Origin of the sequence: Actinokineospora cianjurensis (assembly GCF_003663795.1) — a bacterium.
GTDB classification, from domain to species: Bacteria; Actinomycetota; Actinomycetes; order Mycobacteriales; family Pseudonocardiaceae; genus Actinokineospora; species Actinokineospora terrae.
In genome coordinates, this window is record NZ_RCDD01000009.1 from 98,635 (window position 1) to 125,224 (window position 26,590).

19 protein-coding genes and 2 pseudogenes are annotated in these 26,590 nt (G+C 70.8%); 10 read left to right on the top strand and 11 right to left on the bottom strand.

Annotated features, from left to right (window positions below):
• Window positions 1-81: 81 nt before the first annotated feature.
• Complete coding sequence (locus tag CLV68_RS31230) at window positions 82-585, top strand: hypothetical protein (RefSeq protein ID WP_121394592.1); 504 nt, start codon at window positions 82-84, stop codon at window positions 583-585.
• A gap of 94 nt (window positions 586-679) precedes the next feature.
• Here the strand turns inward: CLV68_RS31230 and CLV68_RS31235 are convergent, their stop codons facing one another.
• Genes CLV68_RS31235 through gadC form a run of 3 tightly spaced genes read right to left on the bottom strand, consistent with a single transcriptional unit; the run spans window position 680 to window position 3,965 of the window.
• On the bottom strand, window positions 680-1,186 hold the full coding sequence (locus CLV68_RS31235) for a hypothetical protein (RefSeq protein WP_121394593.1): 507 nt from the start codon (window positions 1,184-1,186) through the stop codon (window positions 680-682).
• Window positions 1,183-2,553 carry a dipeptidase gene (locus CLV68_RS31240; protein ID WP_281274716.1) on the bottom strand — a complete coding sequence of 457 codons (1,371 nt, stop codon included), beginning with the start codon at window positions 2,551-2,553 and terminating at the stop codon, window positions 1,183-1,185. The genes CLV68_RS31235 and CLV68_RS31240 overlap by 4 nt, the downstream gene beginning before the upstream one ends.
• Window positions 2,550-3,965, bottom strand: coding sequence for a glutamate/gamma-aminobutyrate antiporter GadC (gadC, locus tag CLV68_RS31245; RefSeq protein WP_121394595.1), 1,416 nt, complete (start codon window positions 3,963-3,965; stop codon window positions 2,550-2,552). Before gadC ends, CLV68_RS31240 begins: the two co-directional genes overlap by 4 nt.
• Window positions 3,966-4,238: 273 nt before the next feature.
• Between gadC and CLV68_RS31250 the strand changes: the two genes are divergently transcribed.
• Window positions 4,239-5,435 (top strand): FAD-dependent monooxygenase, encoded by a 1,197-nt coding sequence (locus tag CLV68_RS31250; protein ID WP_170224698.1) that lies wholly within the window; start codon window positions 4,239-4,241, stop codon window positions 5,433-5,435.
• Between the two features lie 68 nt (window positions 5,436-5,503).
• On the opposite strand, the gene CLV68_RS31255 is transcribed toward CLV68_RS31250, so the two are convergent.
• Both CLV68_RS31255 and CLV68_RS31260 read right to left on the bottom strand, forming a co-directional pair.
• Window positions 5,504-6,163 (bottom strand): response regulator, encoded by a 660-nt coding sequence (locus CLV68_RS31255; protein ID WP_121394596.1) that lies wholly within the window; start codon window positions 6,161-6,163, stop codon window positions 5,504-5,506.
• A complete protein-coding gene (locus CLV68_RS31260; RefSeq protein WP_121394664.1) occupies window positions 6,160-7,251 on the bottom strand; it encodes a sensor histidine kinase in 1,092 nt (363 codons plus the stop codon). The genes CLV68_RS31255 and CLV68_RS31260 overlap by 4 nt, the downstream gene beginning before the upstream one ends.
• Window positions 7,252-7,464: 213 nt before the next feature.
• Between CLV68_RS31260 and CLV68_RS31265 the strand changes: the two genes are divergently transcribed.
• Entirely contained in the window at window positions 7,465-8,889 is a 1,425-nt protein-coding gene (locus CLV68_RS31265; RefSeq protein WP_246010209.1) for an alpha/beta hydrolase family protein, read from the top strand.
• Between the two features lie 18 nt (window positions 8,890-8,907).
• On the opposite strand, the pseudogene CLV68_RS31270 reads toward CLV68_RS31265, so the two are convergent.
• Window positions 8,908-9,736 (bottom strand): annotated as a pseudogene (locus tag CLV68_RS31270) (LysR family transcriptional regulator).
• A 104-nt stretch (window positions 9,737-9,840) separates the two neighbouring features.
• Between CLV68_RS31270 and CLV68_RS31275 the strand changes: the two are divergent.
• A pseudogene (locus CLV68_RS31275) lies at window positions 9,841-10,564 on the top strand (SDR family NAD(P)-dependent oxidoreductase).
• A 175-nt stretch (window positions 10,565-10,739) separates the two neighbouring features.
• Here the strand turns inward: CLV68_RS31275 and CLV68_RS31280 are convergent.
• Entirely contained in the window at window positions 10,740-12,815 is a 2,076-nt protein-coding gene (locus CLV68_RS31280; RefSeq protein WP_121394598.1) for an ATP-binding protein, read from the bottom strand.
• A gap of 243 nt (window positions 12,816-13,058) precedes the next feature.
• Window positions 13,059-14,006 carry a helix-turn-helix transcriptional regulator gene (locus CLV68_RS31285; protein ID WP_121394599.1) on the bottom strand — a complete coding sequence of 316 codons (948 nt, stop codon included), beginning with the start codon at window positions 14,004-14,006 and terminating at the stop codon, window positions 13,059-13,061.
• Window positions 14,007-14,069: 63 nt separating this feature from the next.
• On the opposite strand from CLV68_RS31285, the gene CLV68_RS31290 reads away from it, so the two are divergent.
• Together CLV68_RS31290 and CLV68_RS31295 are read left to right on the top strand one after the other, a co-directional pair.
• Window positions 14,070-15,020: an alpha/beta fold hydrolase gene (locus tag CLV68_RS31290; protein WP_246010210.1), complete on the top strand. Its 951-nt coding sequence runs from the start codon at window positions 14,070-14,072 to the stop codon at window positions 15,018-15,020.
• 143 nt (window positions 15,021-15,163) lie between these two features.
• The gene (locus CLV68_RS31295) at window positions 15,164-15,793 is read left to right on the top strand and encodes a chymotrypsin family serine protease (RefSeq protein ID WP_121394600.1); all 630 of its coding nucleotides are present in this window, start codon (window positions 15,164-15,166) and stop codon (window positions 15,791-15,793) included.
• A gap of 281 nt (window positions 15,794-16,074) precedes the next feature.
• Here CLV68_RS31295 and CLV68_RS31300 read toward each other — a convergent pair whose 3' ends face one another.
• Both CLV68_RS31300 and CLV68_RS31305 read right to left on the bottom strand, forming a co-directional pair.
• Window positions 16,075-17,331 carry a nucleic acid/nucleotide deaminase domain-containing protein gene (locus CLV68_RS31300; protein ID WP_121394601.1) on the bottom strand — a complete coding sequence of 419 codons (1,257 nt, stop codon included), beginning with the start codon at window positions 17,329-17,331 and terminating at the stop codon, window positions 16,075-16,077.
• Window positions 17,332-17,428: 97 nt separating this feature from the next.
• Complete coding sequence (locus tag CLV68_RS31305) at window positions 17,429-19,717, bottom strand: effector-associated constant component EACC1 (protein ID WP_121394602.1); 2,289 nt, start codon at window positions 19,715-19,717, stop codon at window positions 17,429-17,431.
• Window positions 19,718-19,959: 242 nt separating this feature from the next.
• On the opposite strand from CLV68_RS31305, the gene CLV68_RS31310 reads away from it, so the two are divergent.
• The 3 genes from CLV68_RS31310 (at window position 19,960) to CLV68_RS31320 (ending at window position 21,946) form a co-directional block, all read left to right on the top strand.
• Window positions 19,960-20,760 (top strand): hypothetical protein, encoded by an 801-nt coding sequence (locus CLV68_RS31310; RefSeq protein ID WP_170224699.1) that lies wholly within the window; start codon window positions 19,960-19,962, stop codon window positions 20,758-20,760.
• Between the two features lie 67 nt (window positions 20,761-20,827).
• Window positions 20,828-21,268, top strand: coding sequence for a hypothetical protein (locus CLV68_RS31315; RefSeq protein ID WP_121394604.1), 441 nt, complete (start codon window positions 20,828-20,830; stop codon window positions 21,266-21,268).
• Window positions 21,269-21,757: 489 nt separating this feature from the next.
• The gene (locus CLV68_RS31320) at window positions 21,758-21,946 is read left to right on the top strand and encodes a hypothetical protein (RefSeq protein WP_147460243.1); all 189 of its coding nucleotides are present in this window, start codon (window positions 21,758-21,760) and stop codon (window positions 21,944-21,946) included.
• A gap of 9 nt (window positions 21,947-21,955) precedes the next feature.
• On the opposite strand, the gene CLV68_RS31325 is transcribed toward CLV68_RS31320, so the two are convergent.
• Window positions 21,956-24,766 carry an ATP-binding protein gene (locus CLV68_RS31325; protein WP_246010211.1) on the bottom strand — a complete coding sequence of 937 codons (2,811 nt, stop codon included), beginning with the start codon at window positions 24,764-24,766 and terminating at the stop codon, window positions 21,956-21,958.
• A 230-nt stretch (window positions 24,767-24,996) separates the two neighbouring features.
• On the opposite strand from CLV68_RS31325, the gene CLV68_RS31330 reads away from it, so the two are divergent.
• On the top strand, window positions 24,997-26,550 hold the full coding sequence (locus CLV68_RS31330; protein WP_121394607.1) for a S8 family peptidase: 1,554 nt from the start codon (window positions 24,997-24,999) through the stop codon (window positions 26,548-26,550).
• The last annotated feature ends 40 nt before the right edge of the window (window positions 26,551-26,590 follow it).

A 26,590-nucleotide genomic window follows, 5' to 3' on the forward strand; every position in this document is an offset into this window, starting at 1 on the left:
CTCTCGGCTCATGCACCTGGGGTCAGTAGGAAACCGGCCGCGACAACCAGCCGGACGGACAGCCGCGAAACGGAGACCTCGATGAACACCGCCACCCACCCCGGTCGACGCACGGCGGCGGCCCGGTCCTGGCGCCGGGCAGGCGCGATCGCCGCACTGATCGCGCTGTGCGCCCTGCTCCCGGCGCCTGCCGCGCACGCCGCTGTCGGCTCGGTCACCTGCACCGGCAGCAGCCACGTCACCTACACCCCCGGCCTGACCCTCACCCCGCAGACCGTCACCGTGACCGAAACCGACACCGTCCCATCCTGCACCTCCACCGACCCCACCCTCACCAGCGTCATCACCGGCGGCGCCTACTCCTACCCAGCCCCGGGCGCCGCCTGCAACTACGTCGAGGTCAACCCCGCGGGCGGCGGCAGCCTCACCATCCACTGGAACAACAGCCAGACCTCCACCCTCACCGGCCTCGCCAGCACCCTGACCGCCACGGCGGCATCACCCAGAACACCGCCACCGGCACCGTCACCGCGGGCGAGTTCACCGGCGCCAGCGCCACCATCACCTGGATCTACGCCCTCGTGAACCCGTTGCAGTGCCTCACACCCGGCGGTCTCACCACACAGGACGGCACCATCCTGCTCCAGATCGCCGGAATCTGACCGACCCCGGCGTGCCTTCAGTGCAGGTGCGTTTTGAGCAGGATCACGGCGACGCCCAGGACGGTGCTGCCCGCGGTGCACAAGACGGCCACTAGTCGGGTCGCGCCGGCTCGTCGGGCGGCTGTGTGTCCCAAGGCGCCGAGCATTGTGGTCGATACCGTCAGCGCGACGATGACGCCGGTGCGTAGTTCGTCGGTGGCGAGCACGAAGAGAACGAGCACGGCTAGTGGTGTGTGGGCGGCCTCGACTGTCGGCCACCCTTGGCGCAGCACAGAGAGCAGCCTGTCGCGGCGGCCCGGGCCTCGGGCCGCCGCGGCCAGTGCTTGCGCGTACCGCTCCGCCACCCAGTAGACGGTGACGGTTACCAGGACCGTCACGACGACCCCGCCGAGCGTGCTGTGCGCGCTCGCGGTGGCCATCGCGGCGGCGCCGACGACGGTCCCGTAGATCGCGTGCGCGAGGTCCCGCTCGCCGGTCCACCGCCGGTAGTGGAGCAAGCGCGACGACCACGGGCGAGCGGTCACGCGGCGTACAGGTCGGCGTAGCGCCGGAGGAACAGCGCCTCGGCGAGCGCCATGCCCGCGATCTCCGCCGGTGACACGCTTTCGTTGGGCGCGTGGATGAGCGACCGCGGTTCCTCGACGCCCATGAGGATGATCTCGGCTGCCGGGTAGGTGTCGGCCAGGACCGCGCAGAGCGGGATCGAGCCGCCCTGCCCCAGGGTGGTCATCGGTGTGCCGTAGGACTCGCCCATCGCCGCGGCCACGGCCCGGTAGGCCGGACCGTCCTGCGCGGCGCGGAACGGTGCCCCGGTCGCCTCCGTCTCGACCGTGGTCCGCACGCCCCACGGGGCCGCCGCGCGCAGGTGCGACGTGAGCGCCGCCTCGGCGTCGACGGGGTCGGTACCGGGCGGCACGCGCAGGTTGAGGCGTGCTGATGCCCGTGGGCTGATGGCCGCAGCCGAGCCGACGACCGGCGGGCAGTCGATGCCCAGGATGGTCACGGCGGGACGGGCCCAGAGCATGTCTGAGACCGTGCCGAGCACGTCGACACCTTCGAGCACGCCCGCGTCCCGCCGGAACCGGTCGAGCGGGTACTGCTCACCGGACCAGTTCTGGTCGGACCGCAGCCCCCGCACCGTGGTGTTCCCGGCGCGGTCGCGCAGTGTCGCCAACATGTGCACCAGCGCGGCGAGCGCGTCCGGCGCCGCACCGCCGAACATGCCCGAGTGCAGCGGCGCGGACAGCGCCTCGACGGTGACGACGACGTTGACCATGCCGCGCAGGCTGATCGTCGTCGCCGGTCGGCCCAGGGCGGCGTTCCCGGTGTCGCACACCAGGATCGCGTCCGCGCGCAGCAGGTCCGGCTCGGCCGCGACGAGCTGTTCGAGCCCACCCGTGCCCTGTTCCTCAGAGCCTTCCACCACCAGTTTGAGGTGTACCGGGATGTCCCCGTCCAGGGCGCGCAGCGCGGTGAGGTGCATGACGATGTTGCCCTTGCAGTCCGCGCTTCCCCGGCCGTACCAGCGGCCGTCGACCTCGCTGAGCTGGAACGGTGGTGTGCGCCAAGCCGCCTCGTCGAGCGGGGGCTGCACGTCGTAGTGGGCGTAGAGCAGCACCGTCGGTGCTTCGGGATCCGCGCAGGGCCGCGAACCCACCACGGCATCGCTCCCGTCCGCCGTGGTGATCGTGCGCGCGTCGGCGAAACCGAGTTCGGCGAACCTGGCGCGAACCCACTCCGCGGCCCGTTCGCACTCCGCGCGGGGGTACTGCCTGGGGTCGGCCACCGACTGGAACGCGACGAGCTCGCCGAGTTCCGTTCGTGCCAACGGCATCAGGCCCGCGATGTGTGCCTCGAGTTCCACCGCGGTTCGCGTACGGGGGTCGTTCACGCCGTCACCTCCGTCTTCCACGAGGGCTTGCGCAGCCGGTAGAACAGCAGGGGCACAACGACTCCGAGGCCGATCGCGCCACCCGCGACGATCAGCAGGTACACCCCGGTGTTGCCGGACCCGAACTGCGACGGTGGGATGAACCCGACCAGGAGCGCGGCGAGGGAGGCGGTGAACCCGATCCCGCACAGGCCGACGAGCACCGGCGCCCGGAACCCCCTGGGGTGCTCGGGTTCCCTGCGCCGCAGCCGGACCGCGGCGACGAACAGCAGCAGGTAGGTGATCAGGTACACCTGCGTGGTGATCACCGAGAAGATCCAGTACGCGCTGGAGACGTCCGGGATGAACGCGTACAGCAGCGCGATCCCGGTGGTGATCACGCCCTGCACGACGAGGATGTTCTGCTGCACCCCGTTGCGGTTGAGCCGCTGCAGGTACGGCGGGAGGTAGCCCTCCTGGCGCGAGATCAGCAGCAGGCCCTTGGACGGTCCGGCCAGCCAGGTCAGCATGCCGCCGAGCGAGGCGAGGACCAGCATGATCCCGACCACCGGGGTGAGCAACTGCCAGCCGAAGTGCGCGAACACCGCGTCGAACGCCTGCATCACCCCGGCGGTCAGGGAGAGCTGGTCGGCCGGGATCACCCAGCTGATGGCCAGCGCGGGCAGGATGAAGATCAGCAGCACCAGGCCCATCGCGAGGAACATGGCGCGCGGGAAGCCCTTGCCCGGATCGCGCAGCGACGAGACGTGCACCGCGTTCATCTCCATGCCCGAGTAGGACAGGAAGTTGTTGACGATCAGCACCAGGCTGGCCAGCCCGGTCCACGCGGGCAGCAGGTGCTCGGCGGTCATCGGCGCGGCGGGCGCGTTGCCCTGACCGAGGAACACGAACGCCAGCAGCACCAGCAGCGCGCCGGGCACGAGGGTGCCGATGACCAGCCCGCCGCTCGCGAGCCCGGCGACGCTCTTGGTGCCGCGCGCGGAGACCCACACGCCCGCCCAGTAGGTGATCACGATGACCGACGCCGTCCACAGGCCGTTGCCCGCCAGCGCGGGGTTGACCACGTAGGCGAGCGTGCTGGCGACGTAGCCGAGCAGGCTGGGGTAGTAGAAGATCGTCATCGCGAACTGGCACCAGACCGCGAGGAACCCCATGGGCTTGGAGATGCCGCGGGCCACCCAGTTGTAGACGCCGCCCTTCCAGCCCGAGGCGAGCTCGGCCGAGACCAGCGACGTGGGCAGCAGGAACACCAGAGCCGGGATGAGGTAGAGGAACACGCAGGCCAGTCCGTAGACGGCCATGGTTGGCGCGGGCCGCAGGCTGGCCACCGAACTGGTCGTCATCAGCGCGAGGGCGACCCAGGAGATCCAGTTCTTGGGCGCCGCCCGCGGTCGGTCGACGGTCTCGCTCAACGCCTTCTCCCCGCCCGCGCACCTCCCCGCGCTCTCGCCCCCGCGCCGGACGCCGTCCCGGACCACCAGATCGCCAACGCACCCATGCGGTCAACTCCTTGATGTCGTGGTGTTCTCCGGTGTCAGCGCACTCCACATCGGATGCTCGCGCCTCCTCCGGGCTGGGTGGTTCGACCACCCACGGCCCTGCCCCTCTCGACCGTGTTGACGCGAGATGTCGGTGGGGGCGCATACACTCCGCATCGTCATTCGGACGGGCGATCGGGGGCCGTGATGAGCGGTAACAGGGTGTTGGTGGCCGGGGCGAGCATCGCGGGTCCCGCGTTGGCCCATTGGTTGCGGCGGTGGGGGGCCGAGGTGACCGTCGTGGAGCGGGCTCCCGGGCTGCGCCCTGGCGGGCAGGCGGTGGACGCGCGCGGGGTGGCCAAGGAGGTCATCCGGCGGATGGGGCTCGACGCGGCGGTGCGCGCGGCCTGCACGGACACCGAGGGCGCGCACACCGTGGACGTCGACGGGACCGTGCTGGAGACCTACCGCGCGGATGACGACGGTGGTGACGGGTTCATCGCGGAGATCGAGATCCTGCGCGGGGACCTGTCGCAGGTGCTCTACGACGACACGCGGGACGGCGTCGAGTACGTCTTCGGCGACCGGATCGCCGAACTCACCCAGGACGTGGATGGGGTCGATGTGACCTTCGCCAGCGGTGATCGGCGGCGGTTCGACCTGGTGATCGGTGCGGATGGGCTGCACTCGGCGCTGCGCGCGATGGTGTTCGGGCCGCGCGAGAGGTTCGTCCGCCACCTCGGGCTCGTGCTGGCCTTCTACAGCGTGCCCAACGAGTTCGGGCTGGACCGCTGGTTCCTCGAGTACCAGGACCACGAGTCCGCCCGGTCCGCGGGCCTGCGGCCCATCAAGGACGCCACCAGGGCGATGGCGATGTTCTCCTTCCCCGCGGCCGACTTCGCCGTCGACCACCGCGACGTCGAGGGCCAGAAACAGCTGCTGCGCGAGCAGATGACCGGTCTGGGCTGGTTGACCCCGCGCATCCTCGCGCACCTGGACGACACCCCGGACTTCTACCTCGACCAGGTGGCCCAGGTGGTGATGGACCGCTGGTCGACCGGCCGGGTGGCCCTGCTCGGCGACGCCGCGTTCAGTTCGTCCCCGATGTCCGGAGCGGGCACCGGGTTGGCCCTGGTCGGCGCCTACCTGCTCGCCGGGGAACTGGCCACCGCCGGGTGGGACCCGACGGCGGGGTTCGCCGCCTACGAGGCCCGCATGCGCTCGTTCGTCGAGGCCAACCAGGAGATCGGCAGGCTGCACGCGCAGAGCCGCGCCATTCCCGAGCCCGACGCCGAACCCGCCCAGGAGCCGGACATGGAAGCACTCACCGCCCTGATCGACCGCGCGATCAACGGCGTCGACCTGCCGGACTACACCGGACTGTCTGGTCCGGGGGAGTCGTAGGCCAAGCCGTAGGGCAGGAAGTCGCCGCAGGGGCCGTCGTCGTGTTCAGCGAGCACCAGGCACGGACGTCACGCCGGGTGGATGAGGCGGCTCTCGTAGGTGAAGATCACGGCCTGGATCCGGTCGCGGAGTTCGAGTTTGTGCAGGATTCGGCCCAGGTGGGACTTCACGGTCGCCTCGGCGAGGTTCAGGGTGGTGGCGATCTCGGCGTTGGACAGGCCGGAGCCCACCTGGACGAGCACCTCGCGCTCGCGGGCGCTGAGCTTGGTCAGCCGTTCGTCGCGGGCGGCGGTGGTGGCGTCGGGGATGTGCGGGCGGAACCTCTCCAGCAGGCGGCGGGTGATGCGCGGGGAGACCACGGCCTCGCCCGCGGCCACGGTGCGGATCGCGGTGAGCAGTTCCCCGGGTCGGGCGTTCTTCAGCAGGAAGCCCGATGCCCCGGCTTTGAGCCCGGCGAAGGCGTACTCGTCCAGGTCGAAGGTGGTGAGGATCAGCACCCTGGTCCGCGGGCAGGTCCGGGTGATCTGCCTGGTCGCCTCGATGCCGTCGGTGCCCGGCATGCGGACGTCCATGAGCACGACGTCGGGGTGCAGGTCGGCGGCGAGGCGGATGGCGGTGGCGCCGTTCTCGGCCTCGCCGACCGGGGTCAGGTCCGGCTCGGCGTCCAGGACCATGCTGAACGCCATGCGCAGCAACGCCTCGTCGTCGGCGATCAGGACGCGGATCACGTGGACACCGCCGAGCCGCCGAAGACGAGGCGGGTGTGCACTCCCCAGCCGCCGCCGGGAAGTGGCCCGGCCGACACCGTCCCCCCATAGACTGCCGAACGCTCGCGCATGCCGGTGATGCCGTGGCCGCAAGCGGCGACAGGGGAAACAGGGCCGGTGTCCGTGACGTCGACGGTGACTGTCTCAGCCGCGCACTCGATGTGGACTGTCGCGTGTGTACCGGTGGGTGTGTGCTTGAGGGTGTTGGTCAAGGCTTCCTGTACCAAGCGGTACACGGTCAGTTGCGCGGACGCGGGTATGTGCGCGTGATCGCCGTCAACAGCGAGGCCGGTCGGGAGCCCGGCGGCGCACATCTGGCCCGCGAGGGTCTCCAGTTGCGCGATGCCGGGCAGCGGGTGGCGCGCCGCGTCCGGCTCGTCGGTGCGCAGGACGCCGAGTGAGCGCCGCATGTCGGTCAGCGCCTGCCTGCCCGTTTCGGAGACCTGGAGCATCGCGGTGGTGGCCTTGTCCGGCGACCGGTGCCGCGCGTGGACGGCGGCGTCGGTGAGCGCGACCATGACCGACAGGTTGTGGGTGACGATGTCGTGCATCTCTCTGGTGATCCTGGCCCTTTCCTCGGCAACGGCCCGTTCCCGCAAGGCTTCCAGGTAGGCGCGCGTGGTCCGGTCGTTCACACCGAGGACAGCCGCGGCGACGACCATCGCGGTGAGCGCGGCGAACGGGGTCAGGAACGCGCCGTCGGTCGCCCAGCGCAGGCAGGCGAGGACGGCCCCGATCTCCACCGCGGTGGCGGCGACGAGTGTGACGCGCCTGGTCGAGTTCGCGGCCACTGTGTACAGAGCCACCAGCAGCGCGGCGCTCGCGGGCAGCTGAACGTCCACAAGCCACTGGACGAAGGCCGCGGCCGCCACCGCGCCGAACACCGTGAGCGGGGCCCGGCGCCGCCACACCAAGGGCAGCGCGAGCGCGGCGGTGAGCCCGGCGGCCACCGGTGTCCACATGGTCAGGACGTGCAGCAGGAGAAGCGCGGGGAGCAGCGAGTCCCACACCGCCCGCGACAGCCGGGACGCCCAGAGCCGCTCGGTCATCACACTGCGATGGTAGGTCGACGGCCCGGCCGCGCACATGAGCCCACCGTATGACGATGGCGGGGTTGGATTGCGACCACGGTAGGAGTCCCAGTACCTCCCGTGGTCGCAATCCGGCCGCTGATCCGGGATGCTCGATTGCCACTGGAGACGGCACGAGGTCGCGTCGGGGGAGCGATGTGGGCGCACGAGCCCGGCGCTGAACATGGCCAGGTGACCGACATCATCACGGGACTGAACCTGTCCCCACTAGAAGTCTTGACGGTGCTCAGTGCCCTCGCGCTGGTGGTAGCGCGTTGGCTGCCTGCCGCTGCCCGCCCACGCGTCACCATCGCGGCTGGGGCCGTGTTCCTGCTGGCCGCGTTGTCACTCTGCGTGACAGGGCTCCGCTGGCAGCTCCTGCCGGTGCTGGCGGCCGCGGTCGTCGCGGCGCTGTTCGCCGTCTTCCCGCTGGTGCGAGGCCGTGCCCGGCGGATGCGCTGGTGGATGGCGTTGCCGGGAACGGTGGCCTGCGCCTGCCTGATCATCATCGGCCCCGTGGCGGCGTGGGCCTTTCCCGTCCCCGTCCTCCCGGAGCCCACGGGCGGCCACGCGGTCGGCACCCGCGTGCTGCAGTGGACCGACCCGGACCGCCCCGAGACCTTCACCACCGATCCGGGTGACCGGCGCACGGTCGTGGCCCAGCTCTGGTACCCCGCGCGGAGGGGTTTGACGGACGCACCGCCTGCCCAGTACCTCGGACGCACCGAGGACGAGGCGCGCACCGTCGCCGAGGCACTCGCGGGCGGCGTCGGCCTGCCGGGTTTCCTGTTCGACGGTGTTCCCCGCGCCCGCACCCACGCGGTTCCCGACGCCCCGGTGGCGGACGGGCGGTTCCCGGTCGTGCTGTTCTCGCCGGGGTCCAGCGGGGTGCGCACCCAGAACACCGCGTGGGCCGAGGACCTCGCCAGCCACGGCTACGTCGTCGCCGCGCTCGACCACCCGTACGACTCCGCCGTGGTGGTCCTCGACGACGGCCGGACGATCACCAGCGCGACCGTCTCCACCGGCGACCGCGACCAGGACGACCGACTGGCCGAGGACTGGACCGCGATCCGGGCCGCCGACCTCGGCTTCGCGCTGACCCGGCTGGAAGGTCTCGACCGAGGCACCGACCCCTTGGCCGGGCACCTGGACACCGGCCACGTCGCCGCGACCGGCCACTCCATGGGCGGCGCCGCCGCACTGCAGGCGGCCAGACAGGACCACCGCTTCGACGCCGTCATCGACCTGGACGGCTACCCCCGCGGCCCCCTGACGCCCGACCTCGCCCAGCCCACGCTCGCGCTCACCCAGGCCATCACCCCGGACACCGACCCGCGCTACCTACCCCAACTCACCGACGTGCTCACCCGCGGCACAGCAACGAACTACCGCCTCACCATCCCCGGCGCCGCCCACCTCACCTTCATGGACGGCCCCCTGTACCTGCCGCCAGTGCCCTCGATTGTCGGCTCACTCGGCCGCACCGAGAGCCCACGCGTCGTCGCCGCTGCCAGTCTCGCGTTCCTGGATTCCGTCCTCCGCAACGGATCCAACGACCTGCCGGCCGCACTGTCGACCTACGGCGAGCTCAGCGTGTTCCACCAAGGGAACTGACCGACCCAGGCTGGGAAGCTAGCGGCGTGTCGCGGTGTGGACGAGGTCGGCGACGGCTTTGGACCTGCTGTGCGGCGGCCAGGCGATGACGGTCGTGACGGCGGGTGCGTCCGGCACCGGCACCGTCGCGTGATCGTCGCGCAGGTGGGTTCGGTCGGACTCGGACACGACCGCGCAGGCCCGTCCGAGCGCGATCAACTGGAACAGCTGGGTGTGGTCGCGCACCCGCGGGCCAGGTCCGTCCGGATTGCTCCCGTCCCGTCGAGGCCAGCGCGGCAGGGGCAGATCCGCCAGGGTGGTGACCTCGGCCATCGACAGCCGGGGCCGGTTGGCCATGGGACGCCCCGCGGGCAGGACCACGACCTGCTGTTCGGTGTGCAGGTCCTCGGTGTCGAGCCCGGCCGTCGTGTCGAAGGGCCGCTGGAGCAGGGCGACGTCGGCCCGCCCGTCGCGCAGCAGCCTCTCCTGCTCGCCGGGCCCGCACAGCACCACCTCGACGGCGACCGCGCCGGGCTCGGCGGCGTAGGCGTCCACCAGCTTCGACAACAGCTCGCTGGACGCCCCGGCCTTCGTCGCCAGCACCACACCGGGCTGTTCGGCGGGTGCGGCGCTCGGCGGCCTCGACCGCGTCGAGAGCGACCCGGGCCTCCCGCAGGAGCACCGACCCGGCCTCGGTCAGGGCGACCACGCGAGCGGTGCGGTGCAGCAGAACCACTCCCAGTCGCCGCTCGAGCTGCTGGATCGCCCGCGACAGCGGTGGCCGCGCCATGGCGAGCCGCGGCGCCGCCCGCCCGAAGTGCAGCTCCTCCGCGACGGCGACGAAGTACCGCAACTCCCGCGTCTCCACCACGCCATCGTATCCAGGTCCACCACGACCGATACCCGTACGGTATCGCCGCCCACCCAGCCGGTCTTGGACGTCCCCGCCGGGACCGCACCACGCTTGATGACATGAGTGGACAGGCGATCGCGCCGGTGACCGGCGCGAACAAGGGGATCGGATACGAGATCGCGGCGGGTCCGGGAGCCCTCGGCTGGAGGATCGGCGTGGGCGCGTGGGATCAACAGTGCCGCGACACCGCGGTGGCAAGGCTGCGCGAGGCCGGGGTCGACGCGTTCGGTGTCCCGCTGGACGTGGCGGACGACGCGAGTGTGGCGGCCGCGGCCGAGTTGGTCGCCGACCGCGCCGGAGGGCTCGACGTGCTGGTCAACAACGCCGCGATCACCGGCGGTGTACCGCAGACGCCCACCACGGTCGACGCCGCGACCGTGCGGGCCGTCGTGGAGACCAACGTTATCGGGGTCATCCGCGTCACCAACGCGATGCTGCCCGTGCTGCGCCGCTGGACATCGCCGCGGATCGTCAACATGTCCCGCAGCGTCGGCTCGCTCGTCCTGCAGACCACCCCGGGCATCGACATGGGCCCGGTCCCCACCGCGTACCTGGCGTCCGAGACCTTCCTCAACGCCGTCACCGTCCAGTAAGCCAAGGAACTGGGCGACACCAACATCCTCATCAACTCCGCCTGCCCCGGCTTCACCGCCACCGAACCAACGGCCTCCAAGGCACCCGCACCCCCACCAGGGCGCGGCGATCGCCATCCACCTCGCGACCCTGCCCGCCAACGGCCCAACAGGCACCTTCCTCGACGACGCAGGACCAGCGCCCTGGTGACAGGCTCACCTGCACTTGGTGGTCGTTGCTGGTGAGCGCTTCCCGGAGGCCGACACGACTCACACGGCCTTCTGGAATCCGGAATCCCGCACGGCCGTGACCTGACCGCGTGGACGGGCGACAAGGCTATATCCGCGCCGGGATCCTGACACCGACAAGGAACCCGACTGGCGACTCACGGAGCCTGACTCAGTCCCGGAGGGTCGACGCGATCGAGGTTGTCCTGCACGCGGACGCTGTCCGCTGATCGTCCTTGCTCGCGGTACAGCGCCAACGCTTCCCGCCACACGGCTCGGGCTTGCTCGACCTGGCCTAGCGCGGCGTAGGGGTGGCCGAGCCCGTCCAGGGTGTTGGCGATCCGGTACGCGTTGCCCGCGATCGACCGCAACTCGAGGGACTGGCGGTAGTGGTCGACGGCACTGGCGTGGTTGCCGCAGTGGTGCTCGATGTAACCGAGGCTGTCGAGGGTGGCCGCTTCGCCATTCGGGTTGTCGCGTGCACGGAACAACGCCAGAGCGGCCCGGCAGTGCTCACGGGCTGAGTCGAAGTCGCCCAGTCGCGCGGCGTGCCACCCCATCGTGTTGAGCGCGGCGGCCTGCCACATGGAGTTGTCGAGCACGTGGAAGAGGTCAAGTGCGCGGCAGGCGTGCCACAAGGCCAGTCGGTCGGCATCCAGCAAACCCCACACCCAGGCGAATGCCTGGTGCGCCCGCGCCCGCTGGGTCTGGTCCCCGCCGTGGTGGGCACGGTCGAGCGCGTGCCGCAGGTGGTCGAAGGCCATTTCGTGGCGCCCCACCTCGGCGTGGGCGAGCCCGCAGTACCGGTGGGCGATGGCGAGGCGGTCCTGTTCCGGGAGGTGACGAGCGGCCTCGACCGCGGACTCCCATACCGCGACCCGGTCATCGCGGTACCCGCGTCGAAAGTGGAAGGTGTCCACACCCCACGCCAGCCACCAGACGGTGTGCGGGTGCCCTTGGTCGCCCGCGACGCGCTGCGCCGCCAACAGGCAGGCGTGCTCGGCGCTGAGCCATGCCCAGGCGGCCGCGGTGCCGAACGGCACCTCGGGCGGAGAGGTACTCGGCGGCGGTATGGGATCGCGATGGGGATTGAGGACGTGGTCTGCCGAATGCGCGGTTCGGGTGAAGTAGGCGAAGACCCGACACAGGGCGGACTCTCGCACCTCGACGGGCGTATCGTCGGCCACCGTCTTGGCGTAGGCCCGCACGAGGTCGTGCATCGCGTAGCGCCCCTCCGGCGTGCGGTGGACCAGTGACGACTCGACGAGGGCGCCGAGCGTTCGGTAGGTGTCCTGGAGGGGGAGACCCACGAGGTGCTCGACGGTGTGCAGGCCCGCGTTGGGACCAGGGGCGATGGCCATCAACGCGAACACGCGGCGTTGCCCGGCCGTCAGGTGCCGAAGCGACCACGAGAGCACCGCGGGCAGGCTCGCGGTTGGTTCCGGAGAGTCCAACGCGTCCAGTCCCACCGCCCTGAGTTCTGCGACGATGTCCGCCAACGGCGCCCGCGGTTCCGAGCTTATGAGGCTCAGCGCGAGGGGAAGTCCGCCGCACAAGCGGATCACCTCGCTGACCGCCTCGGTGTCCGCAGTGACATCTCCGCCCAGCCCGGCGACCAGCAGGTCACGCGAGTCGGCGCCTGCGAGCGTGCCGAGACGCAAGGGCACGGCGCCGTGGCGGACGACCACACCGCGCAGGTGATTGCGACTGGTGATCACCACGGCGCACCCCCGCTCACCGGGGAGCAGCGGGACTACTTGCTCGGTGCCCGCGGCGTTGTCCAGCACGACGAGCACTCGCTTGTCCGCGACCAGGCTCCGGTAAAGTGCGGCCCGGAGTTCGAGCTCGTCAGGTTGGCGCGCACGGTCAACGCCCAGCGCGTCGAGGAACCCGCCGAGCACATCCAGCGGCCGCGCCGGTCGCTCGGTGGGGCTGAAGCCCAGCAGATCCACGAACAGGTGCCCCTGCGGGAACCCCGGCGAGTTGCGGTTGGCCCACGCCAGGGCGAGCGACGTCTTGCCGATGCCCCCGGTACCGGTGATGACGACCGCTGATGTCGCCGATCCGGCCAGGTGACGATCGAGCTCCGCCATCTCGCGCTGCCTGCCGACGAACCTGCGAGGCGAGGCGGGGAGTTGTCGGGGCACCGGACGCGTGGCGTTGCCGACCACGATGGTGCCCGCCTGGATGACCGGACCGTGCACCACGGTCGAGGCCAGCACGTTCGTGGTCATATGCGCACAACACGGCTGGCTGTGGACTTCCATTGATCCGCCCTCGCCCAGGACAACGGGACGGCCACTGTACAGCGGGCGTGGGTGTCACCAGGGCAGGCGGGCTCGAGTCTCGAGCCGTGGCCTTGCATTGCGACGATCCGGACGGTGTACAAGGTGATCGGGATCGGGTTCGACCACGTCCGGGATATGTTTTCGGCGCGGACGCGTTCAAGGTGTGCACTTCTACGCCGTGGGCTGGTTTTAGTTGTATAGCTTGACGAGGGCGTTGCCGATTGAGGCTAGGCGGTCTCTTACGGCTGGTGGGCTCGTCACCTCGGTCCATTCGACGAGGCCGGCTAGTTCGCCTGCGAGTATGTATTCGTTGTGGCCGCGGATGACGACCTCGATGCGGCCGTCGGTTGTCGGGCCTCCCACCTCTAGGCGGTTGCCGAAAGCTATTCGAAGGACGCTTATTCCGGGGGGTGTACATACCGCCCGGATTTCCAGGGGGGTGCGTTTGCGGTCGACCTCGTCGGCGATCTCGCGCCAGCTCGTGGCCAGGTCGAAGTCGTCGGGGCGGTGGGCGGGGTCGTCGGTCGGGGTGGCGGCGGTGACGCGGTCGACGCGGAAGGTGCGTCGGCCCGCGTCGGTGTTGGCGACGAGGTACCACGAGGGTCCTTTGGCGACGATGCCCAGCGGGTGGACCGTTCTCTCGGTCTCGGTGCCCTCGCGGTCGAGGTAGCCGAGTCGCACTTGGACGCCGCGGATCACCGCGTCCTGGAGCTGGTCGAGGAAGTGGGGTGCTCTGGGCTCGACCGGGCTCGACCCCCATCGCTGCGGGTCGACGACCAGGGACGACGCTGCTGCCTCCGCCTGTACCCGGAAGGGCTCCGGCAGGGCCTGCACGAGCTTGCGCAGCGCGGCTTTCACGGCGGGCGTCGCGGCTGATGCCTGGCCCGCGACCAGGAACAGGGCGCGGGCCTCGCTCGCGGTCAACCCGGACAGGTCGGTGCGGGCGCCGCCCACGAGCCGCCAACCGCCGCCCCGGCCCTGCGTGGCGTACACGGGCACCCCGGCCATGGCCAGGGCGTCGAGGTCGCGGCGCGCGGTGCGCTCGGAGACCTCCAGCTCGCGGGCGACCTCCGCCGCCGTCGTCTGCTCGCGCCGTTGCAGCATCAGGAGGATGGCCACCAGCCGGTCGGTTCGCACGGTGGCAACACTGCCACGTAAACCGGTCATGAGGTGACCGGTTTAGCTCGGCAGGATGACGACATGACGATTTTTGATCCAACCGACTTCCCCGAGCCCACCCTGATCTCCGTCAACGGTGTCGAGCTCGAGGTCTTCGAAGCGGGCAGGCACAACGCGGGAAAGCCCATCGTGCTCTGCCACGGCTGGCCCGAGCACGCCTTCTCGTGGCGCTACCAGATCCCCGCCCTCGCCGCGGCGGGGTACCACGTCATCGTCCCGAACCAGCGGGGTTACGGGAACTCGTCGCGTCCGGCCGAGGTGACGGACTACGACATCACGCACCTGTCGGGTGACCTCGTCGCGCTCCTCGATCACTTCGGGTACGAGGATGCCACCTTCGTCGGTCACGACTGGGGTGCGATGGTCGTGTGGAGCCTGACCTTGTTGCATCCGCACCGCGTGAACAAGGTGGTCAACCTGAGCCTGCCCTACATGGAGCGCGGCGAACGGCCCTGGCTGGAGTTCATGGAAGAGGTGTTCGGCGGCGACTTCTACTTCGTCCACTTCACCCGACAGCCCGGCGTCGCGGATGCCGTGTTCGACGAGAACACGTCCCAGTTCCTCCGCAACATCTTCCGCAAGAACGAGCCTCCCCGAGAGCCCCAGCCGGGCATGGCGCTGATCGACCTCGCCCGAGCGCGAACCCCCCTCGGCGACCCCCTGATGAGCGACGACGAACTGGCCGTGTTCGTCTCCGCCTTCGAATCGACGGGGTTCACCGGCAGTGTGAACTGGTACCGGAACCTCGACCGCAACTGGCACCTGCTGGCGGACGCGAACCCGATCATCCACCAGCCCGCGCTCATGATCTACGGCGACCGGGATGTCATCGCGAAGTCGGCGAACCTGGCGGAGTTCGTGCCGAATGTGGAGGTGGCCAGCCTTGATTGCGGTCACTGGGTCCAGCAGGAGAAGCCGGACGAGGTGAACGAGGTGATTCTGGCCTGGCTTCTCCGTCAGGATTCCGCCTAGTCCCCCGCGAGCCGGGGCGGGCATTACGGGGTCGGGGCGAACCAGTCGAATTGTCGCGTGTCCTGGCGGTTCGCCTGGTGGTCCCGCGGTGGCGGGTGGTAGCTATCCGGGGTCGGTGAGGTCGTGGTCTTGGGAGGCAGCAGATGCCCGCAGCGGGTAACAAGCAGGTCCGGCCGCTGGTCGGCGGAATCCGCGTCGAGGGCAGGCGGGGGGTCGACCGGCTCGCGGGAGCCACGTTGGGGCTGGTCATCAGCGCAGACGGACCGCTGTTCCGGTTCGTGACCGCCGGGCACGCGGTCGGCAACCCCGGCGACATCGTCGGGCAGCCGGAACTGGCGCTCATCGCGGGCGTCGTGGAGACCAACCTGTTCGCCGACGGCGCGGACCTGGCGGTGGTCAGCGGGTCGGTCGGCGTTCCCGCCAAGGTGGGCGGGGTGTGGGTCAGTGACAACGCCACCATCACGGTGAAGTTCGACAAGCCCGGCCTGCCCGACATCGGCGCGGACGTCGTGCTGCAGGGCGCGACCAGCGGCGCGGTGACCGGCAAGGTCCTGCACAAGAACGCCGACGTCCGCGACGGCACAACCGGCGAACTCGCCCGCAACGTCGTCGTCGTCGACTACACCCAACCCACCACCGTCGGCGACAGCGGCGCCCCGGTCCTCGCCACCCTCCAGGACGGCACCCCCTGCTACGGCCTCCACGGCGGCTTCGCCATCATCGAAGGCAAACGAGTCGGCTGGCTAACCCCCTTCGCCAACGTCGAGTGGTGACCCGCTCCCGCGCGAAGTCGTCTACTCGCCGCACTTGTGCCGCACGGGAAACGAGACACTGGTCGGTGTGACAGTGGTTCGCCGGACAAGCTGGGTCGGGTTTGTCGAAGGTCTGCCCCGGTGCGGCGGCGCTGCGGTTCCCCGATTCAGCAGGTGTGTTGTGCTCAGGCGGGGCGGCGGTTGATGTTAGGTGGAGAGGCCGCCGAGGTCTTCGTCGGCTATGAAGGCTGAGCGGACGTGCAGTTCTGGCCCTGACGATGCGCCGCTAGATCCCGGACCGACTACTGCCGCGCCAGGGTGGTGCCCGGCTGCGTGAGCAGGTTGATCAGGGTGGACGCGGCGGGCCTGGTGAGCCGGGCGAGCAGGGCGTTGATCGTCTCGCCCGCCTGGCGGGCGGCGAGGCCGGTCCCCGCGATGGCTCGGTCGTAGTCGGTGGTGAACCGGGTTCCGTGCTTGCGCGCGAGGTCTGTGAGGTACCCGATCTGGGCCGTGGTGGCGGGGTCGGTCCTGGCCTGCTTGGCGGGCGGCTGGCCGTCCAGGACGCCGGTCGCGCCGCGCTTGACCCCGGAGCCCGCGGTCGCGGCGGCGAACGGCCCGAGCGCGGGGGTGGGGGTGCGCGGCCGCGGGATGGCGAGCGAGGTGCGCGCGGGAGCGGGAACGGTTGGTGCGGCGGCTTTGCGGGCCTGCTCCCGGATCTTGCTCTGGACCGACAGGTACTTGTCGTAGTGCCGGGTGTCGTTCGCCTGGTACAGCAGCGATCTGGACTGGTCTCCCGGGATCGCCGGGTGTCGACCGAGCTCGGCGGTGAGCAACGCCCGGTACAGGGTCGCGGCGCCCGCGGCGAAAACCGCACGGCCCGCGGCGACGGAGTCGCGGGGATACGGCGTGGTCTTCTGGTCGAGCCCGATCGCCTTGAGCCGGGCCGACTCGGCTTGCAGGTCCGCTGTGGACAGTCCAGCCGCGGCGGCGTTGTCGAGCAGGAAGTCGAGCTCGGCGATGCTCTTGGCGCGGGTCTTCAACGTGCCCTGGGCGTGGCTCCACTGGTTCTCGTACCACCCGGTGTACTCCACCACCGCGTCGTCGTCGAGCAGCCTCCCCAGGTCGGTCTTGCACCTCGGGCACGGCTCCAACTCGGTGTAGACCCGACCAACCCAGTCCCCGACCCGCGGCCCCCGCGCCCTGGCGATCCCGGTCTTCTTGATCGCGCCGATCTCCGCGTGATCCCCGCCGTGAGCGCTCCACGAGGTGACCGGAGCCGTCTCCGTCCCATCGGGCTTCGTCGGGTACGCCACCGCCACGTTCGCCTCGGACCCCAGTTGGCCCGCGCGGAGCCGGTGCGCGTCATCGTTGTGCGTGACCGGCCGCAAAGTGTAGCGCTGCACGGGCGCGGGCACCGTCACTCCCGACACGGCCCGCGCGGCTGCCCGGTTCCCCACCAGGCGTTGCAGATCGATCAGACCGCTCGCGCGCCGCACACCGGGTGGCCGGGGGAGCGGACGCCGCACCTGCTCCACCTCGCCGCCGCACCGCTGAGCCATACGGCCGATTATCGGCCCGCCGACCGTCCGAGCCAAGCCGCACCCGCCACAGGGGACGTTCGGGCAACCCTGGTTGCCCACAAGGGCAATTGCCGGTTCAGGAGGGGAGTTTGACGCGGAGGGCGTAGACGCGGGTTACCTGCTTCTCCTTGTTGTTGTTGTCGCTGATCAGGTACAGCAGTCGCGCGCCGTTGGGGTCCTCGGGGCGTACGGCCATGCCTTCGACGTTGTCCAGCAAGGGGTTCGGCTGGCGCTGTTTGGCGGTGACCTGACCGGGGCTGCCCGCCGGGCAGTTGGCGAGGTCGAACAGGAGGGTGCGCCGGACGAAGGTGTCGGCCGGGTTGTCGGAGAGCACGTCGTCCCTGGTGACGTCCGGGGCGCCGTCGAGGCGGACGTCGAAGATCCGGATGGAGTTGCCGAGGCCGTCCACGTACTGCCGTTCCAGGGCGAGCAGTCGGTTCTCTCCCACGACGGCGAGTTCTGCCAGGTAGAGGCCGGAGTCGGTCTCGTAGGCGTACTGGTAGTCGGTCGTGTACGCGCCGCCCGCCGTGCCTTGGTAGCGCTGGATCCGAAGCCGGTTCCGCCCCTGGGTGTCGCCGTCGCCGCTGAGCGGGGCCTCCCAGCCCGCGTAGAGGTACTTGCCGTCGGGGGTGGCGGTCAGCGATTCGATGGTGCGGCCGTACTGGGCGGTGCCGAGCGGCGGTTCCAGCAATCTCTCCGGCACCGCGATCGGCGGGCCCACCTCGCGACCGGTGTCGATGTCGTAGCGGCGGATGGTGGGGCCCTTCTCGGAACTCACCAGGAGGGTCTTCTCGCCGCGTTCGACCACCAAGCCCTCGCCGTCGAACCCGTCGGGATACAGCTTGTTGGCGGGATTGCGCAGAGTTCGACCGACCTCGGCGGAGACGGTGAGGTGTTCCGGATCGTTGAGGGCAAGGGGGAAGACCCGGCCGGGGTTGTTGTCGGCCAGGGCGTAGCCCTTGGAATCACCGGTCATCGCGAGCGCCGACAACCCGGTCACCGACTCGCCGCTCACATCAGTGCCGTTGAGCTGGTCGGAATAGCTGAGCAGCGTGGTGTTCGCCGAGCACGGACCACCCGCGGCCACCGGGTTGAGTTCGCGCACCAGGTCGATCCCGGGCCGCACGGCCATTCCCACGCCGATACCCACCACGGTCGCCGCCGCGATCACCAGTGCCCGCCGAGCCAGCCCGCGCCGCGGGGGTGGCGGCTCGACGGCGGCAGGCAGCGGGATCCTCGCGGTGTTGCGCGTGAAGGGCACGTCGCCGACCTGGTTGCGGTCCTGCTCCTGCGGTTCCGGCCTGCTGTCGCGCCGCAGCCGCCGTCGCACCTCCCGGAAGACGACCCCCAGGCTGAGCGTCGGGTCGGGTTCCTCGGGGATGCCGTCGCGCAGGACGTCCACCAGTGCCGCCGTGAAGACGGTGCACTTGTCGGGGTCCGGTGCGAGGGCCTTGCGGTTGGGCGCCGCGGAGCACATCAGGTACGAGCCGCGGACGTCGTCGACACCCGCGTCGGCGCGCATGTCCTCCACCGCCTGCGACATCGCGCCGTCCATCGCGACACCGCTGTAGCAGCAGTCAAGGATGACGATCACGCGCTGCGCGTGGCGACTCTGCGCTATCGCCTGCTTGACCGCCTTGTAGCGGACCGAGGTCTCCGGCTGGCCCGGCACCGAACCCGGCAGGGCGAGGTAGAGTTCGTTCTCCTCAAGGTCTTTCAGGCCGTGCCCGGCGTAGTAGACGATCAGCGTGTCGGTCGCCAACCCGGTCATCTCGCGGATCGGCCGGATCAGTTCCGCGGGCGTTCGCGGGTGGTGGACCTTGCGGATGCGGTCGGTGTCGATGCCCCAGACCTTGTCGTCGGTCAACACGTCGTAGAGCTGCTCGATGTTGTTGTACACCGCGCGAAGTGACGGCAGGTCGTCGTTGTCGTACCGGTCGACGCCGATGAGCACGCAGGCGGAGTTGGCCGGATCGATCCGACCGACCAGCTTGCCGTTCACCGTCGCGGGATCGGGCTGGCGCTGTGCCGCCTCGGAGCCGTGCAACGCCTCGAACACCGCCCTGGCGTTGTCCCGGTACTTCTCGGGGACGACGAGCCTGATGCTCGTGGGCCGGTTGAGCTCGTCGCGCCAGGCCCGGACGGCGACGGCCAGTTGGCCGACCCCCACGACCGCGGACACCGCGGCCAGCACGACCTCCGCCGCGCCCAACTCGCCCGGCCGCACCGGTTCGCGCTGCAGGAGCACCCTGCCGTGCTTGCGGAGGTTGTCGTCGTCGGCCAGGTGCAGGGAGAGGGTCCGCAGATCGTCGTGCGGTCCGCCGTCGTCCGATCCTGCCTCGAACCTGAACTCGATGGTGTCCAACTTCTCTCCAGAGAAGGTCGACGTTACGGGTTTCCCGCGGGCGACCCACTATCCACGGATCCGCTGTGCGGCACCGGCGGAGTGGAACCTCGTCGCCCGTCGTTCACCTCCGCGACCGGGTCGGGTCACCTGGGCCCCGCGGTGATACGACGTACGGTCCCGGTGTGCGGCCGGTGATCACCCGCCGCTACCCTGGTGCGCGAGTCGGGGTCGTGATGCGGTGCGCGACGGAGGAAGTGGACGTGAACCAGGTCCCGCGGCAGGCCGAACCCCACGAGCCGCTGGGGAGGTGGACGGCGGGCTTCGGGTCGTTCGCCGACCTCGCCGGGATCAGCCTGCTCTACAGCGTCGGCTGGCTCGGCGGCGTCATCGGCGGGGCGATCGGGACCCTGCTGGGTGTCGTCCGCCTGGTGCAGCTCCGGGGCCGCCCGCTGGGCAGGTCGATCATCGCGCCGGTGGCCGTCATCGCGGTCGGCTGCGGCGCCCTGGCGTTGAGCGCAGGCCACTACATCGCGCCCGAGCAGCAGGCGGTGGCCAGTGTCGCCGCGCCGGTGACCTCGACGCGGGCGACCCCCAGCACCCCACCCACCGACCTCGCGGGCGGTACGTCCACCACCGTCGACACCCCGCCGCCGGACGCCGCGAGCACGCCGGAACCCTTCTACAGCGGGCAAATCCGACTCACCCTCGAACAGGGCGTCAACCTCGACAGCGGCCCCCGCAAAGCCACCGACGCCACCGGCCCCAGCGGCGCGTCCGACCTGTACTTCGGCCGCAGCACCTCCACCCTCTACGCCAACGGCGGCGACCTCTTCAGCGACAGCGGCCCCGACAAGGACGCCTACGCCGACTGCCGCAAACTCCTCAAGGACCAGACCGCGGGCTCCTCACACGGGATCGCGATCGTCGGCCTGAAGTTCTGCTTCCTCACCTCGGAGAAGAACCTCGCCTGGATCCGCGTCAACGAGTCCAACACCGTCGGCGGCGCCGCAACGGACAACGTGGTCGTGGACGTCAAACTGTGGACCAACCCCCAGCCGTGACCGGCTCCGCCGCCGCTCACCCGGACGTGGTGTGCGGGGTGGGGGGTGGGCAGGCTAGTTTGCTCGGGTGAGTCTCCTTGATGACGTGGCCGAGCGTGATGGCTGGCGGTGTTGGGTGTGTGATGAGGCGGTCGACGCCGGGATGTCGGTGAACGATGCGCGGGGGCCCAGTGTCGACAGCCGGACGGCGGACCGGAAGGCCAAGGTCGCCGAGCGGCTCGCGCACCGCGGCTGCAACACCCGCAAGGGTGCGGTCAAGGTGGTCATCGCCTGGCCGGAGCGCCTGCACGTGGTCGAGCCCGCGCCGCTGATCACCGTCGCCGGGCGGTTGGAGCGCAAGGGCGGCCGCGAGATGGTGGCCCGCTGCCCGACCAAGCAGGACGCCCAGGAGACAGCGGAGTGGCTCGTCGACCGCTTCTCGCGCCTGGTACCCGACCTACCGGTGACCGCCACCATCGAACCGGGCGGCGGCCAGTTCCTCGTCATCCTGGCCACCGGCAGGCGCTGACCACTGTCCTGTGTGGACGCTGGTGCGGTGTCACCGGTTGGTTGCCCTCGCCGAGGCGGCATCCCGGGCATGTCCGCACGTTCGAAGCAATCGTGCACGCCCGTGCTCTCCAGCGGGGGACTCGAAGCGCATTCCCAGCCCCGGCCCCGGCCCTGTCCGCCAGGGCGCAGGTGTCCTCAAGGCCCGCCAGCAGGCGCCCCAAGAGCACTACCGCGACGCGACTCGCAGGTGGCCGGGGGAGCTCCGGTGTGCTTTCGCTCAGGCATTCGAGGCACCACCACGGGGCGCCGCCCAATCCTCGCGGAGTGTGTTGGTAGGGCGTCGCAGGACTAGGTGGTGGGAGTGTTGTCGACGGTACGCGCCTGCAGGTGATCCTGCCGATCGTCCTTTACTGGGCATCGGGCTGGCCGTTACCCCAAACTCGGGAGGACCGCGGCGGTGATTCGGCCTTCGCGGTAGCGCTCTCGCCCTGCTGCCCGCGGATTGGCGGTGGACCAGGTGACCGACGACATGAGCAGGTTCCGCTTCCGGTACATCGGACTGGTGCTCCTCGTGCGCAGCGGCGACGAGTTCGTCCTGATGCCCCGGGGTATCACCGCGACCTCGGATCGTCCGGTCTTCGTCGTGCCGAAGGACGGGGTTCGGGTCGACCTCGGGACGCGGCGATCCGTTCCCTGAGCGCGCGGGTCAGAGGTGGACGTCGTGGCGGGAGGGGGCGTTGAGTTTTCTGCGGACCTTGACCACGTATTCCTCGACGGTGCGGCGGGAGAGGAAGAGGGCTTGGGCAATTTCGCGGTTGGTGTGGCCGCCCGCGAGGAGGCGGGCCACGTCTTGTTCGCGGGGCGACAGCTCGGTGCCGTAGCCGCGGCGGCCGCGGCGGGAGGGGGTGGCTGTGCCGGTGCCGCGGATCCGGTGGCGGCAGCGGGCGGCGTCGACGGTGGCGCCCAGGGAGTCGTAGGACCGGGCGAGGGCGTCGAACACGGCGGTGTCGGTGGGGGAGTCGCCCTCGTGGAGTTCGGCGAGTTGGGTTGCGCGGTAGGGCAAGCCGAGGCCCTGGTGCAGGTCGATGGCCTCGCGGTACAGGTGTGAGCGGTCGGCTGCCTCCGCCAGTCTCGCACGGCACCCGGCCAGCGCTGCCCAAGCCAGTGGGGCATCAACACCTTCAAGGCCCGCAGCGGTCTCCGCCACCAGCAGCCGAGCGGCATCGACGCGCCCGCCCGCCAGGTAGAAGTCCACCGCCTGGGGCAGGATGTCGCCCGACCACGCCCACGCGCCCTTGCGCCGCAACATCGTCACGCCGCGTTCCACGTGTTCCCCCGCCGCGGCGGACTCGCCGCGGCTGAGCAGCATGCCCGCCATCCCCCCGGCCGCCGAGATGCCCACCGGGAAGGTCTGGGTCCCGGCCGCCGCGAGGAAAGCGCCCTCGGCCCGGACCCAGTCACCGCGCGCCGCCGCGAGCCAACCCAGGGTGAGGTTCAGGTCGGCGGTCAGCAGCAGGTTCGCGTAGTTCCCCACCAGGCGGTCGATCCGTTGCTCCAGGCCCGACCACCGCCCGCTCAGCCAGTCGAGCCGGACCGCCGTCGCCTCGGCCGTCCCGACCACATAGGACGCGGCGACCTGCTCGGCCAGGGAGATCCCGGTGCGCAGGAACTCCCGCGCCCGCCGGTAGTGCCCGATCCACGAGCACGCGTCCGCCAGGTTGCAGTGCGCCCGCGCGAGGTGGTGGATCTCGTCCGCGTCGTGGACGTCCGAAGGGGACGGTAGCGCGGCCACCCGGTCCCAGGTGCTCGGGTCGCCGACGATGAGCCGCCCGCCGAGCGTCGTGGCGAGCATGGCGGTGCGCAGGGCCAGCGTCGGCAGGGTCTCGATGATCCGCTCCACCCGGCCGAGCGAGGTCTGGTACTCGGCGATGGACGCGGTGCCCAGGTACGGCCCGGCCATCGCCGCCAGCCCGCGCACGGTGCGTTCCGGCTGGTCACCGAGCAGGTCGATGGCCTGGGCGATCTCCTCGGCGCCGCGGTCGACCTCCCCGGTCTCGCGCTGCAGCAGCAGGCCGAACCACAGGTGCACCTCGCCCCGGACGTCCGGCGCCAGCCGCGGGTCCGACAGCAGGGCCTCGACCCGCGCGGTCAGCGCCCCGCCGGGCAGCCCGGTCAGTGCGTAGCCGCACAGCTTGGTGGCCAACCGGTTCGCGTCCTCGGCGCTGATGCCTGGGTCGACCAGCACCTCGGAGAGCAGGTCGACCGCGGTGGCCGCGTCCTTGGCCTCCTCCGCGGCCTCGGCGGCGAGTTCGCTGTACCGCAACCACTCGCCGGTCATGCCCGCTGCCCTGGCGTGCGCGGCGAGCCGTCCGACCGGCCTGTCGTCCAGAGTGGACAGGACGGCCACCGCCCGCTCGTGCAGCTCCCACCGCCGCGGGCCGGGCAGCGCGGCGCGCACCGCGCGCTTGGCGGTGTCGTGCCGGAAGCCGTACCTGTTCGGTGCCTTCTCCACCAGCACGCCGGACTCCACCAGCGTGACCAGGTGCTCCGCCTCCGCCTTGCCCGCCACCGCCGCCAGGATGTCGACGGACTCCGGCACGTCCAGCACCGCGGCGGCCTCGGCGATCGACCGGGCCGCCACGGGGAGGGTCCCCATCCGGTCCCGCACCGCGTCCGCCACCAGGACCGGCACGTCGATCCCGGCCAGGGCCGCCCCGTCGGCGCGCACGTCACGCACCGGATCGGGCAGCGCACGCACCGTTTCCTCGACCACGAACGGTATCCCCGCCGTCTCGCGCAGCAACGCCTCGGCGAACGGCACGGACGTCACCGCGGCCCCCACGAGCCCGTCGACCATCGCCCGCACACCCGCGGCGCCGAACGGGCGCAGGACCAGGTTGACCCCCATGACCCCGGGCGGGACGTGGAACGCGTGGCCGAGCGGCGCCCCGGTGGGCAGGTCCTCCCGCCGGTAGGTCGCCACGACGGACAGGCCGGGCGGCGGGTTGCCCAGCACGAACCGCAGCACCTGGCGGGTCTCCTCGTCCGCCCAGTGCAGGTCCTCCAGCACGAGCACGGTCGGCCCCAGGCAGCGCAGCAGCTCCCGCACGGCCCGGAAGACCCGGTGCCGCTCGGCCTCGGGATCGCCGAGGGCGCGCGGCGCTGGCGGCAGCCGGTCGGCCAGTTCGGGCAGGTGGTCGCGCAGCGCGCCGGTCACCGGGCCGGGTTCGTCGAGCCGGTCGCCGCACTGGCTCAGGCAGTCGAGCAGCACCCCGTACGGGAACGGGTCGGCCAGCGGCTGGCAGGTGCCCAGCACGACCTGCGCGGCCCCGTCCCTCGCGGCCGCGGCCAGCTCGGTGACCAGCCTGGTCTTGCCCATCCCGGCCTGGCCCTCGACGAACACGGCCGACGGGGGGTGCCGCACCGCGCCGAGCAGCGCGGTCAGCTCCGCGTCCCTGCCGACCATCGGCGTCGCGCTCGACCGGAGGTAGAGGGGCGTCCCGCGGCCATCACCCATGCTCGCTCCCGTCGGTGGTCCACCCGTAGCCGGAATGCCAGACAGAGTAGGTCTACGAGCGTGGCACCGTAACCCCTCCGACGGCGGCGGTCGCGGCACGCACGATCCCGTACCCATACGGGTCCTGGCCACGCTTGTTCCCCTTCCGCCCAGGCCGAAGGGTGATTCCCGAGCGGCCCGATGCCCCAAACACCCTGCCGAGGCCGCTCGAAAGCACGATGGAGGAATCGATGCAAGAGCGCAGGACGCGATGGATATCGAGCCTGTTCGCTGTCGCGGTCGCCGCCGCGGCGGTCGCGACGACCACGGGCGTTGCCGCGGCGCAACAGGCCGAGGCGGATGTCGTCCAGGCCAAACAGCACTACTCCGGGCAGTACATCGTGGTGCTCAAGAACGGTGCCCGCGCCGCGGCCGAGGGCCAGGCCGCCTCGCTCGCCCAGCGCTACGGCGGCCAGGTGAGCGACACGTACTCGGTCACGCTGAACGGCTTCTCGGCCCGAGGGCTCACCGAGCAGCAGGCGCGGCGCCTGGCGGCCGACCCGTCGGTCAAGACCGTGTACCAGGACGGCACCACCAGGGCGACCGACGACCAGCTCAACCCGCCGTCGTGGGGTCTGGACCAGGTCGACCAGCGGACCGCCACCCTGGACAAGAAGTACACCTACCCGAACTCGGGTGAGGGCGTCACCGCCTACGTCATCGACTCCGGCGTGTATGCCGCGCACTCGGAGTTCGAGGGCAGGGCGAGCTACGGCTACGACTTCCTCGACAACGACACCGACGCGACCGACTGCTACTTCCACGGCACGCACGTGTCGGGCACGATCGCGGGCAAGACCGTCGGCGTGGCGAAGAAGGCCAAGATCGTGGCCGTGCGGTCGCTGGACTGCAAGGGCTCCGGCCCGGACTCGGCCACCGTCAGCGCCATGGAGTGGGTGGCCAAGAACGCGGTGAAGCCCGCGGTGGTCAACCTGAGCCTGGGCATGGACACCGTCGGTGTCGGTGACGAGCAGGCCAAGGCCATGGTGGCCAAGGGGATCGTGGTCGCGGTGTCCGCGGGCAACGCGGGCCAGGACGCCTGTGGCGTCAGCCCGGCCCGTGTGCCCGAGGTGATCACCGTGGGCTGGTTCAACAAGGACCGCACCCGCGGCGGGAACTACGGCACCTGCGTCGACCTGTTCGCCCCCGGTGGCAACATCTACTCCAGTGACCACACCGGACAGTTCCGCAACGCCAGCGGTACGTCCATGGCCTCCCCGCACGTCGCGGGCGCCGCGGCGCTGTACCTGTCGGCGAACCCCAGCGCGACCCCGCAGCAGGTCAGCGACGCGTTGGTGCGCAGCGCCACCCCGGACCTGGTCAGCAACCCCGGCACCGGCTCGCCCAACAAGCTGCTCTACGTCGGTGACATCGGTGGCGGGACCCCGCCGTCGCAGTGCGGTGTCAAGACCAACGACGACGACGTGGCCATCCCCGACGCGGGTACGGCTGTCGGCAGCTCCGTGAGCCAGAACGCCTGCCCCGGCAAGGCATCCGCCACGCTCGCGGTGCGCGTGGACATCGACCACGGCTACACCGGTGACCTCGCCATCGACCTGGTCGGGCCGAGCGGGACGTCCTACCCGCTCAAGAAGTCCGGTGACGTCGGCGAGTCCGGCGGTGTCCACAAGAGCTTCTCCGTCGACGCCTCCCGCGAGGACGCGAACGGCACCTGGAAGCTCTCGGTCCGCGATGTCTACAAGTTCGACGCGGGCACGCTCACCGGTTGGTCGATCACGTTCTGACTGTCCCAGCTAGGCAAGAACCCTGTCTTCGAAGGAGAAC